Source organism: Williamsia sp. R60 (genome assembly GCF_054063855.1).
On sequence record NZ_JBSSGR010000003.1, the window covers coordinates 810,276 to 822,946 of the forward strand.

General features: G+C 65.2%; 12 protein-coding genes. 6 read left to right on the forward strand and 6 right to left on the reverse strand.

Translation table 11 applies throughout. The features are described from left to right. Nucleotides 1-66: 66 nt before the first annotated feature. Nucleotides 67-1,161, reverse strand: coding sequence for a Glu/Leu/Phe/Val family dehydrogenase (locus ACVWY6_RS17295; RefSeq protein ID WP_457539670.1), 1,095 nt, complete (start codon nucleotides 1,159-1,161; stop codon nucleotides 67-69). Between the two features lie 176 nt (nucleotides 1,162-1,337). After that, entirely contained in the window at nucleotides 1,338-1,811 is a 474-nt protein-coding gene (locus ACVWY6_RS17300) for an Lrp/AsnC family transcriptional regulator (protein ID WP_023955002.1), read from the reverse strand. 156 nt (nucleotides 1,812-1,967) lie between these two features. Between ACVWY6_RS17300 and pdhA the strand changes: the two genes are divergently transcribed. Genes pdhA through lpdA form a run of 4 tightly spaced genes read left to right on the forward strand, consistent with a single transcriptional unit; the run spans nucleotide 1,968 to nucleotide 6,816 of the window. Beyond that, nucleotides 1,968-3,053 carry a pyruvate dehydrogenase (acetyl-transferring) E1 component subunit alpha gene (gene pdhA, locus ACVWY6_RS17305; protein ID WP_457539672.1) on the forward strand — a complete coding sequence of 362 codons (1,086 nt, stop codon included), beginning with the start codon at nucleotides 1,968-1,970 and terminating at the stop codon, nucleotides 3,051-3,053. Next, a complete protein-coding gene (locus ACVWY6_RS17310) occupies nucleotides 3,050-4,045 on the forward strand; it encodes an alpha-ketoacid dehydrogenase subunit beta (RefSeq protein WP_031331369.1) in 996 nt (331 codons plus the stop codon). The genes pdhA and ACVWY6_RS17310 overlap by 4 nt, the downstream gene beginning before the upstream one ends. A gap of 10 nt (nucleotides 4,046-4,055) precedes the next feature. Next, on the forward strand, nucleotides 4,056-5,420 hold the full coding sequence (locus ACVWY6_RS17315) for a dihydrolipoamide acetyltransferase family protein (protein ID WP_457539674.1): 1,365 nt from the start codon (nucleotides 4,056-4,058) through the stop codon (nucleotides 5,418-5,420). Between the two features lie 19 nt (nucleotides 5,421-5,439). After that, a complete protein-coding gene (lpdA, locus tag ACVWY6_RS17320; RefSeq protein ID WP_457539676.1) occupies nucleotides 5,440-6,816 on the forward strand; it encodes a dihydrolipoyl dehydrogenase in 1,377 nt (458 codons plus the stop codon). 15 nt (nucleotides 6,817-6,831) lie between these two features. On the opposite strand, the gene ACVWY6_RS17325 is transcribed toward lpdA, so the two are convergent. Next, complete coding sequence (locus tag ACVWY6_RS17325; RefSeq protein ID WP_457539678.1) at nucleotides 6,832-7,464, reverse strand: cysteine hydrolase family protein; 633 nt, start codon at nucleotides 7,462-7,464, stop codon at nucleotides 6,832-6,834. Nucleotides 7,465-7,576: 112 nt separating this feature from the next. Here ACVWY6_RS17325 and ACVWY6_RS17330 point away from each other — a divergent pair, with 112 nt between their 5' ends. Beyond that, entirely contained in the window at nucleotides 7,577-8,593 is a 1,017-nt protein-coding gene (locus tag ACVWY6_RS17330; protein WP_457539679.1) for a GlxA family transcriptional regulator, read from the forward strand. On the opposite strand, the gene ACVWY6_RS17335 is transcribed toward ACVWY6_RS17330, so the two are convergent. Further along, nucleotides 8,577-9,695, reverse strand: a complete 1,119-nt coding sequence (locus ACVWY6_RS17335; protein WP_457539681.1) for an FAD-dependent monooxygenase — start codon at nucleotides 9,693-9,695, stop codon at nucleotides 8,577-8,579. The genes ACVWY6_RS17330 and ACVWY6_RS17335 overlap by 17 nt on opposite strands. Nucleotides 9,696-9,830: 135 nt before the next feature. On the opposite strand from ACVWY6_RS17335, the gene ACVWY6_RS17340 reads away from it, so the two are divergent. Then, nucleotides 9,831-10,610, forward strand: a complete 780-nt coding sequence (locus tag ACVWY6_RS17340) for an alpha/beta fold hydrolase (RefSeq protein ID WP_457539682.1) — start codon at nucleotides 9,831-9,833, stop codon at nucleotides 10,608-10,610. Between the two features lie 81 nt (nucleotides 10,611-10,691). Here ACVWY6_RS17340 and ACVWY6_RS17345 read toward each other — a convergent pair whose 3' ends face one another. After that, the gene (locus tag ACVWY6_RS17345; protein ID WP_400722845.1) at nucleotides 10,692-12,125 is read right to left on the reverse strand and encodes an APC family permease; all 1,434 of its coding nucleotides are present in this window, start codon (nucleotides 12,123-12,125) and stop codon (nucleotides 10,692-10,694) included. Nucleotides 12,126-12,255: 130 nt separating this feature from the next. After that, the gene (locus tag ACVWY6_RS17350; RefSeq protein WP_023954992.1) at nucleotides 12,256-12,669 is read right to left on the reverse strand and encodes a hypothetical protein; all 414 of its coding nucleotides are present in this window, start codon (nucleotides 12,667-12,669) and stop codon (nucleotides 12,256-12,258) included. Nucleotides 12,670-12,671: the final 2 nt, after the last annotated feature.

Below are 12,671 nucleotides of genomic sequence, written 5' to 3' on the forward strand. Positions count from 1 at the left end.
TACCTTGGCTGACAACAACTTCAGCGCTCCGTGCGTGTGATCGGCGCGGTGTGAGCTGACGGCGCCTCACACCGCATCGTCGAGCCGGCGCCGCGCGATCCGGTCGGCAGCCACACCGGCCGCGATGTTCTCTCGGGCTGCGGTCTGGAGAATGAATGTCATTGTGTCAAAGACGGATTCGACGCGCTTGCGTACCGCTTCGCGGGTGCGCCCGCGGAGCTCGCCCTCGACCTGGATGAGCCCACCGGAGTTGGCCACATAATCCGGTACCCACACGATTCCGCGGTTGACGAGTGTCCTCTCGGCCCCAGGGGTGAGCAACTGGTTGTTCGCGGCGCCGCAGACGATGGATGTGTTCAGCGTCTCACTGGTGGCTATGTCCAACGTGCCGCCGAGCGCACACGGGGCATAGACGTCGAGGCGCTCGGCTCGGACGTCTGCCGCCACCCTTGTGCGGCGGAAGGCGTCCAGCACGCGGTCGAGTGAGGGCTGATAGACGTCGGAGACCAGAACCTCGGCACCGGCATCTGTCAGGAGCGACACCAGTTCGAAGCCAACCTTTCCCGCACCCTCCACGCCCACTGTGCGTCCGGCGAGTTCGCGTTCCCCCCACACCTGCACTGCCGCTGCACGCATGGCCTGGAACACCCCGAGGGCGGTGTTGGGCCCGCTGTCACCCGATCCGCCGGCAGCCGTGTTGCGGCCGACGACGTGTGCGGTCGATTCGCCGATGATGTCCAGGTCGTCGCTGTTCGTGCCCACATCGCCGGCCGTGACATACAGACCGTCGAGTCTCTCCACGAATCGGCCATAGGCGCGCAACAACTCCGGCGTCTTGATGGTCCGCGGATCACCGAGGATGACGGCCTTGCCTCCGCCGAGGTCGAGTCCGGCTGCCGCAGCCTTGTACGTCATCCCGCGGGACAGCCGCAAAACATCTGTGAGCGCGGCACTTTCGTCAACGTAGGGATGAAACCGGGTGCCGCCGAGGGCGGGTCCCAGCGAGGTGGAGTGCAGCGCGATGATGGCCTGCAGGCCGCTTGCGCTGTCCTGGCAGAACACGACCTGCTCGTGCGCGGGCTCGTCGATGGGGAAGTCTGATCGACCGAACACGTGGCTTGTGGCCGACTCTGCGGACAGAGGGGTGACGGTGACGGACATGGAAACCTCCGGGTAGGTGGTCGAGGGTTGAGTGTGCAACTAGCTGCACGAATGTTGTCCCGGAGCGACGAAGTGGTCAACAGTGAACTGGATAATTGCGCAACGTGCACATTTTGGTGCGTGTGCCGGCTGTCACGTTGCTCAGATTGCCGCCTCGGTCACCACGCGCCTTGGCCTCACCGACCGTGCGCGAGCCGCTCGAGCAGGGGGCGGGTCCGGTAAGGGATTGCGTCGCGCATGGCCACCGACATGGTGGTCCGTTCGACGCCGGGTACTGCCAGGATCAGCCCGGCCACGCGGTAGAGGTCGTCGGCGTCGAGGGCTGCGACCGCGATGAGAAGGTCTGCGTCCCCGGAGATCCCGATCACCTCGATCACCTCCGGGATGTCGCTGAGGAGGGCAATGATCGGTTCGAGTCGGTGCTGGTCGACGACCGCGCTGATGTAGGCGCGCAGCGTGTATCCGAGGTCTCTGGTGGAGATCAGTCGGTCCATCGGCGCCAGCACACGCCGCTCTTCCCATCGGGCCAACCGGGATTGGACGGTGTTCCTGGCCATCTGGAGGGCGGCCGCCAGCTGCACCCCGGTGGCGCGTGGGGTCTCGCAGAGGGCGAGTAGAAGGCGGGCGTCAGAGCGGTCGAACTTCGTCATGTCGCACAGTGTCGCACGTCTCATCGCCGCGAAGTTGGTCAAAATGCGCAAGTTAGTCGATAGCTCTTGTGCAGTGTGGCGCTCACTGGTTGGCTGACGTGCACCGAATGAACCGTGGGCGAATGTCCACGTCAGCCCTGGCGAGTGGAGGCCCCGGTGATCGACAACGACGATGTGGTCCAACTGATCAGCCCGACGGGCGAGCGACTCGAGCACCCCGAGTACTCCGACCTCGTCTTCGACATCGACGTGGACGCGTTGCTGCGCCTCTACGAGGACCTGGTGGTGGTGCGGCGCATCGACGCCGAGGCAACCGCTCTGCAGCGCCAGGGAGAGCTCGGCCTGTGGGCGCCGCTGCTCGGCCAGGAGGCGGCGCAGGTCGGCTCGGCGCGGGCGCTCGATCCCCAGGACTTCGTCTTCGCCAGTTACCGCGAGCACGCGGTCGCCTACTGCCGCGACGTGGACCCGGCCCACATGCTCCGGTTCTGGCGAGGATCCACCCATTCGGGCTGGAACCCCTATGAGTACCGGATGACAACACCGGCGATCATCGTGGGCTCGCAGGCGTTGCACGCCACCGGATACGCGCTGGGCATGCAGTTCGACGGTGTGGACGGCGCCGCGATCACCTACTTCGGTGACGGGGCCACCAGCCAGGGCGACATCTCCGAAGCCTTCGGTTTCGCCGCGAGTTTCCATGCCCCTGTTGTCTTTTTCTGCCAGAACAACCAGTGGGCGATCTCCGAGCCGGTCTCGTTGCAGTCGCGTGTGACCATCGCCGAACGTGGCCGGGGTTTCGGGGTTCCGAGTGTGCGGGTCGACGGGAACGACGTACTTGCCGTCATCGCGGTCACCCGCGCGGCGTTGGCGCGGGCCCGAGAAGGCAGTGGCCCGACCTTGATCGAGGCGGTGACCTATCGGATGGGACCGCACACCACATCCGACGATCCGACGCGATATCGACCTGCGGCGCTGGACGACGAATGGCGCGCCAAGGACCCTCTCGACCGGGTGCGGGCGCTGCTCGACGCGGCAGGCGTACTGACCGACGATGTCTACGAACGGATTCGAAACCAATCGGACACAACCGCAGCCGAACTCCGACGCGGCTGCCTCGAGACCGTGGAACCGACGCCGCTGTCGATGTTCGACGAGGTCTATGCCGAGCAACACCCCCTGATCGATGAGGAACGACGCGAGTTCGCCTCGTACCTCGAAGGATTCGAAGGAGACGCCCGATGAGTGCCCCGGCCATCACCCCCGCGGTCATGCCGATCGGCAAGGCCATCAACTCCGGCCTGCGCAAAGCGATGGAGAAGGACCCGAAGGTGGTGCTCCTCGGCGAGGACATCGGCAAGCTCGGAGGTGTGTTCCGGGTGACCGATGGTCTGCAGAAGGACTTCGGACCGCAGCGGGTCATCGACACGCCCTTGGCCGAATCCGGGATCATCGGCACGGCAGTGGGTCTGGCGATGCGCGGCTACCGGCCTGTGTGTGAGATCCAGTTCGACGGGTTCATCTATCCCGCGTTCGACCAGATCGTCTCGCAGGTTGCCAAGCTGCACTACAGGACCGGCGGCAACGTGAAGATGCCCATCACGATCCGGGTTCCCTACGGCGGTGGAATCGGCGCGATCGAGCACCACTCCGAGTCGCCTGAGGGCTACTTCGCCGCGACCGCTGGTCTGCGTGTGGTCACCTGCGGTACCTCCGCCGATGCCCACCAGATGATCCAGCAGGCAATCGAGTCCGATGACCCGGTGCTGTTCTTCGAACCCAAACGCCGGTACTGGGAGAAGGGGCCGCTCGCCGAGGCCGGGGATGCCTACCCGCTGCACAAGGCCCGCGTCGTCACGCCCGGCTCGGATGTCACCCTGGTGGCCTACGGCCCCCTCGTCACCACCGCGGTGCAGGCGGCGAAGATCGCAGCGGGAGAGGGCCGTTCGATCGAGGTGATCGACCTACGCTCGATCTCCCCGCTTGATGTCGACACCGTTGCGGACTCGGTTCGCCGCACCGGGCGCCTGGTGATCACCCATGAGGCCCCGGTGTTCCTGGGTATCGGCGCGGAACTCGCGGCGCGCATCGGTGAACGCTGCTTCTTCCATCTCGAGGCCCCGGTGGCCCGCGTGGGCGGGTTCACCCTGCCGTATCCGCCGGCCAAACTCGAAGAACACTTCCTTCCCGACGTCGACCGCATTCTCGACGCCGTCGACCGCACGTTCGCATCGTAGGAGCCAGCTCATGTCGACAACCCAGACCTTCTTGCTCCCCGACCTCGGCGAGGGGCTCACCGAGGCCGAACTGCTCACCTGGCTCGTCGCGGTCGGCGACACTGTCGAACTCAATCAGAACATCGCCGAGGTGGAGACGGCCAAGGCCTCGGTCGAACTCCCCTCTCCCTACGCGGGAACCGTTGTGGCGCTGTACGCAGACGAGGGCGCCACCATCGAGGTGGGCCGGCCGTTCATCGACATCGCCGTCGAGGGCGCCTCCACTGACGACCACACGCCGACTGCCCCGCAGGATCCCGTCTCATCAAGCCCTGCCCCGTCGGACTCACGTCCCGCGAGCAAGGAACGCACGCCGGTTCTTGTCGGGTACGGCGTGGCCGAGGAGAGCACGGGACGGCGTCGACGGCGGACAAACGCGGCCACCGTGTCGGCGGCCGATGCTGTTGTGACAGAGCAGGAGCGCCCGCTGGCCGCGCCGCCGGTCCGGTTCGCAGCCAAGCAGAACGGTGTCGATCTGGCCGAGGTGCCCGCCACCGGCGATCGGGGACAGGTCACCCGCGACGACCTCGAGCAGTACCTGGCCCGATCGGCTGCTGACCCGGTGCCTGAGCCCGTACCCGTACCCGAACCCGCCGCAGCTCCGGGCGAATCCGCCCGCCCTGCCGCGGCGGTGCTGGACGAAGAACGCACCCCGATCAAGGGGGTACGCAAACACACCGCCGACGCCATGGTCCGCAGTGCCTTCACCGCACCGCATGTCACCGAGTTCGTCACCGTGGACGTCACCCCGGCCGTCGATCTGCTCGCACAACTCAAGGAGTCCAAGCACTTCCGGTCGGTGCGCATCACGCCGCTGGCGCTGGTGGCCAAGGCGCTGCTCGTGGCACTGCGGTCCAATCCGTCCCTCAACTCTGCGTGGGACGAGGCGAATCAGGAGATCGTCACCAAGCGCTACGTCAACCTGGGAATCGCGGCGGCGACCCCGCGCGGCCTCATGGTGCCCAACATCAAGAACGCCCACACGTTGAGCCTGCGTGACCTCGCCGAAGCGCTCACCACGTTGACGACAACGGCGAAAGAAGGGCGCACCGGTCCACAAGACCTGTCCGCGGGCACCATCACGATCACCAATGTCGGTGTCTTCGGGGTGGATTCGGGAACGCCGATCCTCAACCCCGGCGAGGCGGCGATCCTGTGCTTCGGCGCAATCCGCCGACAGCCGTGGGAGCACCGAGGTGAGATCGCCCTGCGATCGGTGACCACGCTCAGTCTCTCGTTCGACCACCGGCTGGTCGACGGCGAGCAGGGATCTCGTTTTCTCGCAACCATTGCCGACATCCTGTCCGATCCCGTCACCCTGATCGCGCTGAGCTGAGCGCACCCGGAGGAAAGCCATGACCGACATCTCCGACGTCCTGATCCTGGGAGGCGGGTCGGGTGGGTACGCTGCGGCCTTCCGCGCCGCCCAACTCGGCAAGACCGTCACCCTCATCGAAGAAGACAAGGTGGGAGGGACCTGTCTGCATCGCGGCTGTATCCCCACCAAGGCGTTGCTCCACGCAGCCGAGGTCGCCGACACGGTTGCCCACGCATCCAAGGTCGGGGTCGGTGCCGAGCTCACGAAGGTCGACGTGGCGGGAATCCACGCGTACAAGAACTCGGTGGTCGACCGCTTGTTCCGCGGCCTGCAAGGGCTGGTGAAGGCCCACCGGGTCGACATCGTGAACGGCACCGGCCGCTATGTCGGGGGACGCAGCGTCGAGGTCGGGGGGACCACGTTCACCGGACGATCACTGGTGCTCGCGACGGGTTCGGCAGCCCGGACCCTGCCGGGTGTGGACCGCGGTGGTCGAGTCCTGACGAGTGATGACGCCCTCGAACTGCCCACGCTTCCCGAGCGGGTGGTGGTTCTCGGCGGCGGTGTGATCGGCGTCGAGTTCGCAAGCGTCTGGACATCTTTGGGTGCGCAGGTCACCATCGTCGAAGCGCTGCCACGATTGATCGCCACCGAGGACGAGTGGTCGTCCAAACAACTCACCAGGGCTCTCAAGAAGCGCGGCGTGACCGTCAGGACGGATGCGCGGTGCGAGGCTGTCACGCAGCAGGCCGACGGGGTGACCGTGGCACTGGCAGGCGGCGACCTTCTCGAGGCGGACGTTGTGCTCGTGTCGGTGGGTCGTGGTCCGCGGACGTCCGGGAATGGCTTTGCAGAAGGCGGCATCGAGCTCGACGAGCGTGGATTCGTGCGCGTGGACGGTGCGCTGCGCACATCTCAGGACGGGGTATACGCGGTGGGCGACATCGTCGCGGGACCACAACTCGCCCATCGCGGTTTTGCGCATGGCATCCACGTGGCCGAGGTGATCGCCGGACGCGATCGGGTTCTCGCCGACGACTCCTCCATCCCACGAGTCGCGTACTGCAATCCGGAAGTCGCATCTGTCGGGCTCACCGAGGTGCAGGCGCGTGAGAAGTACGGTGAGGTGTCAACGGTGGTCTACGATCTGGCCGGAAACGGGAAGAGTCAGATACTCGGGACCGGCGGCGGGATCAAAGTGGTTCGTGCGCAGAAGGATTCGGGACCGGTAGTCGGCATCCACATGGTGGGTGAACGCGTCGGCGAACTGATCGGCGAGGCACAACTGACCGTGGGGTGGGGCGCCTACCCCGACGACGTCGCCGCTCTTGTCCATGCTCACCCGACCCAGTCCGAAGCGCTGGGTGAGGCGCACATGGCGTTGGCGGGGCTGCCGTTGCACAGCCACGGCTGAACCCCGCCCGCCTCGTCACACGGTGGCGCCTCTCCCGTCGAGTGCGGAGGCCACCAGGTTGCTCGCCGCAAGCGGTTCACCCTTGTCGACTGCCGCAGCCCACTGCTCGGTTGTCGCCACGGCCGCGAAGTTCGAGTTCAGCAGAACCATGATCGTCTCGTGTAGCTGCTGGGCCGACACACTGCCGGCCTCGTTCGACAACGCTATGGCTCCGGTGGCGTCAGAGAGCACCTCGGTTGTGAACCCGAGGGACTCGGCGTGGGCGGCGGTTGCGATGTCGCAGTTGTTGGTCATGAAGCCGACAATGGAGATGGTGTCGACACCGTTGTCGCGCAACCACTCTCCCGCATCAGTGTCGGCAAAGACGCTCCCGTACACCTTCTCGACACGTTTCCACTCGGGTTGGACGAGTTCAGCTACCGCGGGGTGCAGTTCACTGCCCGGCGAGCCCGAAGCGAACACGGGGGCACCTGCCGGGAGGAGATGCTGAACGACCACGACGGGAATCGACTGCGCTGTGGCGACTTCGATCGCCCGTACGACGTTGGTCAGCGAGTCCTCACGAGGTGGGTACTGGATCTCCAGAGGGCCGTCGAAGTACTCCTGCTGGACGTCGATGACGATGAGTGCGCGTCGAGGGGACGACATGGATGGCTCCTTCTGGGTCAGGTGCGTGCTGGTGTACCCGCCATTCTTCGGGTCGGACGTACACTGCGACAGTGGCCCATATGCACTCTTTCGATGAGATCGTGCCAATCTGATGCGGATCGGTATCTACGCTTTCGACGGCATCACGTCGTTTCATCTGGCCACTCCCCAGATGGTGTTCGGCGAAGTCTCTCGGCTGGGCATCGACGCTGCATGGGAGACGTTTCTGTGGTCCGATTCGCCGGGGAGCATCAGAACGCTCGAGGGATACACGGTCGATTCGGTCGGCGGACCGGAACTCGCTGATGGGGCCGACATCATTGTTGTGCCGTCCTGGCCCGTTGATGCGCCGGCGATCGGTGATTCCCTGCGACAGAGCCTGATTCGTGCCCACGATGCGGGCGCCATCATCGTAGGGCTGTGTCTCGGTGCGTTCGCCGTTGCCGATACCGGCATCCTGCACGGACGCAGCGCCGTGACCCATTGGGAGGCGATGCCCCAACTCTCGCGCCGGCATCCGGACATCGTGCTGGACGATTCGGTCCTCTATGTCGACCACGGCGATGTGCTGACCTCTGCGGGCACCGCAGCCGCAATAGACGCGTGCCTGCACCTCATCCGCAACCACATCGGCGCGGCAGTCGCTGCCCGCGTGGCGCGAAGTCTGGTCGTGGCTCCACATCGGGAAGGTGGGCAGGCCCAATACATCGATCGGCCTGAGGCGCTTCCCCGGATCAACGGGGCCATCGCGGAGATCCAGCACTGGGCACTCGAGCACCTCGATGAACCGCTCGGTGTGGATCGCCTGGCTGCACACGCCCGGATGAGCCGGCGCAGTTTCATCCGGAAGTTCACCCAAGAGACCGGATCGAGTCCTGCCAGATGGGTGTTGCGGCAACGCATCGGCGCTGCCCGGGCACTCCTCGAGAGCACGGACTGGGGGATGGATCAGATCGCCGACGCCTGCGGGTTCGGCAGCACCGTTACTTTCCGGCAGAACTTCGTGGCCATTCTGGCGACAAGCCCGACCAGCTATCGCCGCCAGTTCACGACGCAGAGCACGCCCACCGGCGACCGTGGCCAGAACCGCCGGCGGGACAGCCGAGAGCCGGTCAGCGCGCGGCGTTGATCGCGAACCGCTGGTTGCGTGCCCGCAGTTCGGACTCGGTGGCCGGAACCATGAAGTCGCGGGCTTCGTGAACGCCTTCTTGCGCGGTGGCCACCCGCGGGCGCAGCAACTGCTCGTAGCGGGTGAACGCGATGTCGTGAGCGGCGCCGGCTTTTGTCATCTCCGACACCAGGGTGTGGGCACCGATCATCGCCAGTGAGGTGCCTCGCCCGGAAAAGAGTGATGCGGCGTGTGCGGCATCGCCGATCAGGACCACCCGCCCGCTCGACCACCGGGGCATGTGCACCTGGCTGACCGAATCGAAGTACAGCCTGTCGGCCTCGGCAACGGCCTGCAGCAAGAACGGGGACTCCCAACCCTGCTCGCCCTTCATCAGGTCGACCAGCACGCGCTTCTGGTCGCCCAGGTCACGGTTGTCGTAGTCGACCTCGGGGGTACGAGCGGCCATGAATCCGATTGTGCGCGAGCCGAAGTCCGTGATGCAGAACATGCGGCCGGGGGTGTTGTAGGTGACGCTCTCGCCCGGGGTTCCCGAACCCAGGGGAAGGTCGACAAAAGCGGTATAGGTGTCGAGGTGCCGGCGGAAGGTGGTCTCGGGTCCGAACACGGCTTCGCGGACCGTCGAATGGATACCGTCGGCGCCGACGACGAAGTCGAAGGCGCCTGTGCGGCCGGACGCGAGCGCGACATCGACGGCAGCACCGGTGTCGGTCACATTGACGATCGAGTCGTCGTAGACGAACTCGACATTCGGGCCGATGGCGCCGTGCAGGATTCCGATCAAACTGTCCCTGGCGATCTCGACGTCGTCGGCCGAGTCGGTGGCGAACTCGTTGGGGAGCACGGCAATCGGTTCGCCCTGGTCGTCGACCCAGGTGGTGAACGCCTCACGGCCGGACGTCGGCACCCTGCTGTCGCGGATGTCGCCGAGGATACCCATCGCGTCAGCGACCGCGAGTGCGTCGCCACGGATGTCGATCGGTGACCCTGCAACCCGTAGTGCGGGTGCGCGCTCGACCACTGTGACCTCGTGACCGGCCTTCTCGAGCCAGAATGCAACCGAGAGACCGGCGACGCTCGCTCCCGAAACCAATACAGCCATGGTGGCCTCCTTCAGATCTGAGCCCGCATCCGATCGTATGCAATTCGGCTACAATAGGATCCAATCTAGCATTGGATGCGTGTTCGCGCACTCGATTGCGACGATGTTTTCCTCCCATCGAGAAAGAAGATCGACATGTCAGACATCGTGGTCACGCTCCGAGACGGCAGATCGGTGCCATGCATCGTAAAAGGTTCTGGCGCACCGCTGTTGCTGATCCACGGGGCAGAGAGTGATCGGACGCAGTTCGCCGACCTGATGACACGGCTCCCATCCGGCCTGCAGGCAGTCGCCTACGATCAGCGCGACACCGGCGACCAGGTCAGCCCAGATGAGCACTACACGATGGACGCAATGGCAGACGACGCCGCCGAGGTGATCGAGGCATTGAAATGGTCGAAAGTGCACGTCCTCGGAACCTCGTACGGTGGCGTGGTTGCCCAGTTGCTGGCGATCCGGCATCCGGAGCGGGTCAGAACACTGTCGTTGGTGTCGACCACCGGTGCGTACTCATGGCTGGCCGGATTCGCGGAGAAGTCGAAGAAAATGTCGGCTGCCGCGAGGGCCCAGACCATGCTCGACGCCGCGGTCAGCCCAGACGCGCGAGCGGCCGATCCAACGCTAGTGGACCGTATCCGGGCGGCCTTGGTGGACCGGACAGCCGAGCAGCACGCCCGGCGGATGAACGCACTGAAGCACCACGACTCGAGGCAGCAGCTTCACCGGATCGGTGTGCCCACTCTTGTCGTGCACGGCGCCGACGACCCGGTGATCCCGATCGCCGCAGGTCGGGAGTTGGCCGATCACATTCCTGGGTCCGCATTCTGGGAGATCCCGAACGCGCGGCACGCCACCGCGTTCGAGTACGGCGACGAGTTGTCCGGGAGGGTGGCGACCTTGGTCGAAGGCCGATGATCGTGCCGTGATCCGGGTTGGTCAAGCCACACAACGGGGGTGCCTCCGAGCGGAGGCACCCCCTTTCTGCGGTGGCTGATCTCAGTCGGTGAGGTGCTCCTCCAGGTCGTGGCCATGGCCACGGCGCCGGTACACGACGGCCCCGTAGATTGCGCCGATGACGGGGATCGCCGGCATGGCTGCGACGATCCAGGAATCGCTACCGGTGACGTCCTGGTAGTTGATCACGACGATGACCCCGATGGCGGTGAGCAGCAGACCCGAGATGGCCGGTGCGATCTTCGACGACCATGCGGTCTCTCCGTCGAGCCGACCACGCATCGAGGCGACGACAACACTGAGGGAGCAACCGATCATCAGGCCGATGATCGACAGTGATGTGATGCCTGAGACCGCCGGGAAAAGATTGATGATGGGGTCGGACTCGGCGATGACAAACGGTACGAGAACGATCAGGGAGATGGCGATCTGAACGGCACACGACACCTGTGGCGTGCCGAAACGGGGGTGGACGTCAGCGCATCGCTCCGGCAACAGCCGCGACCGGCCGAGCGCGAACATGTAGCGCGCGGCCATGTTGTGGAAGGCAACCGCTGCGGCCAAGAAGCTGAAAGCGACGAGCAGGCTGAGCATCTCATCGGACCATCCACCGAGGTATTCGCTGGCGGTGGCGAAGATCAGGCTGCCTGGATCCTCGGCGGCCACGGTCTGGACGTCAGGAAACGCTGCCACGATCGACCACGTCGAACCCATGAAGACCAGTACTAGAAGCGCCAGAGCGCAGTACGTCGCGACCTTGATGCTGCGTCGGGGTGCACGCGCCTCCTCGCCGTAGATCGCCGTGGCCTCGAAGCCTGCGAATGACAGCACGCAGAACACCAGAGACAGTGCGAGGTTGCCTTCGAACATCCGGTCCGGGGCAAACACGTTGAGGGAGAAACCCTCCGGGCGCTGGACGAGGATTGCAATGCCCAGCCAGATGATGATGCCGAACTGGGCGATCGAGACCAATGAGGTCACCTGTTTCGTGATCTCCACACCCACCAGTCCGAGGACTGCGGTGATCACCAGTGCGATTGCGCCGTAGACGTACCAGGGCAGGTCGATGTCGGTCATCGTGCCCACCGCGATGTCGGCGAAATAACCGGTGGCAGCGATCATTCCAGCGGCAGCGAGGTTGTATGCGATCGTCGCCACGAATGCCGAACCGGCGCCGGACGCCTTGCCGAGACCGTAGCCGATGAATGCGTAGTAGGCACCGGCGTTGATGACCCGCCGACTGAGAACCACGTAACCGGCTGTGAAGATGGCGAGCAGGATGCCGACGAGGACAAGCAGTCCGACAAGTCCCTCACCGACTCCGAATGCCAGGCCGATCGAGAGGTTCGACGCCATCGCGGTCAGGGGAGCGGTCGCAGCGACGACCATGAACACCATGCCGGCGACGCCGATGGTGTTCTTCTTGAGTTGATGTGTTTCTACCGGGCTCGTGAGCTCGTCGTTGGGGACGGCCATGTCTTCTTCTCCTGGTGAGGGGATCTGTCTGTGGTGATCAGGGCGCACGGAATCGCAGTCGGGCATCGCCGCCCCGTGGTGGTGTTCTGCGTGGCGCCGCTGGGGCGCCGATGTTCAGATGGTGAAGGACTCAGCGATCGGCGGGTGTGGTGAACGACCCGCGATCGTTGTGCTGCCAAGGCAATTCGGTCTCGCTCGGCGAGGTCTCGAGCAGTTCTACGACGTAGTGGGTGACGGTCTCGTCACCCAGGTTGCGGATGCGGTGAGGATTGAGCGGCTTCGCCGATCCCACGGTCTTGTAGAGGACAAAGCCGGGCTCCGCGTGCTGCGTGATGCCCCATTCGTCGTCACCCAGCTCCTGCCCCTGGGCGTTGCCGGCTGCGGGCCAGATGACGACGTGATCGTGGTGGTGCTGATGGAAATCGAACATCCCCCCGGGTTCGAGCGTCATCGACCACACGCGCACTCGATCGTTTTCGAAGATGAGGGTGTCACCGGGCGTCGGGGGAATGGCGGTGCCGGGACGGGTCGGGGTGTCGGCCATGT

Excerpts from the sequence above, each read along its gene's own strand:
- ACVWY6_RS17295 (WP_457539670.1), bottom strand. The coding sequence starts at position 1,161 with ATGTCCGTCACCGTCACCCCTCTGTCCGCAGAGTCGGCCACAAGCCAC.
- ACVWY6_RS17300 (WP_023955002.1), bottom strand. The coding sequence starts at position 1,811 with ATGACGAAGTTCGACCGCTCTGACGCCCGCCTTCTACTCGCCCTCTGC.
- ACVWY6_RS17310 (WP_031331369.1), top strand. The coding sequence starts at position 3,050 with ATGAGTGCCCCGGCCATCACCCCCGCGGTCATGCCGATCGGCAAGGCC.
- ACVWY6_RS17315 (WP_457539674.1), top strand. The coding sequence starts at position 4,056 with ATGTCGACAACCCAGACCTTCTTGCTCCCCGACCTCGGCGAGGGGCTC.
- lpdA (WP_457539676.1), top strand. The coding sequence starts at position 5,440 with ATGACCGACATCTCCGACGTCCTGATCCTGGGAGGCGGGTCGGGTGGG.
- ACVWY6_RS17325 (WP_457539678.1), bottom strand. The coding sequence starts at position 7,464 with ATGTCGTCCCCTCGACGCGCACTCATCGTCATCGACGTCCAGCAGGAG.
- ACVWY6_RS17330 (WP_457539679.1), top strand. The coding sequence starts at position 7,577 with ATGCGGATCGGTATCTACGCTTTCGACGGCATCACGTCGTTTCATCTG.
- ACVWY6_RS17335 (WP_457539681.1), bottom strand. The coding sequence starts at position 9,695 with ATGGCTGTATTGGTTTCGGGAGCGAGCGTCGCCGGTCTCTCGGTTGCA.
- ACVWY6_RS17340 (WP_457539682.1), top strand. The coding sequence starts at position 9,831 with ATGTCAGACATCGTGGTCACGCTCCGAGACGGCAGATCGGTGCCATGC.
- ACVWY6_RS17345 (WP_400722845.1), bottom strand. The coding sequence starts at position 12,125 with ATGGCCGTCCCCAACGACGAGCTCACGAGCCCGGTAGAAACACATCAA.
- ACVWY6_RS17350 (WP_023954992.1), bottom strand. The coding sequence starts at position 12,669 with ATGGCCGACACCCCGACCCGTCCCGGCACCGCCATTCCCCCGACGCCC.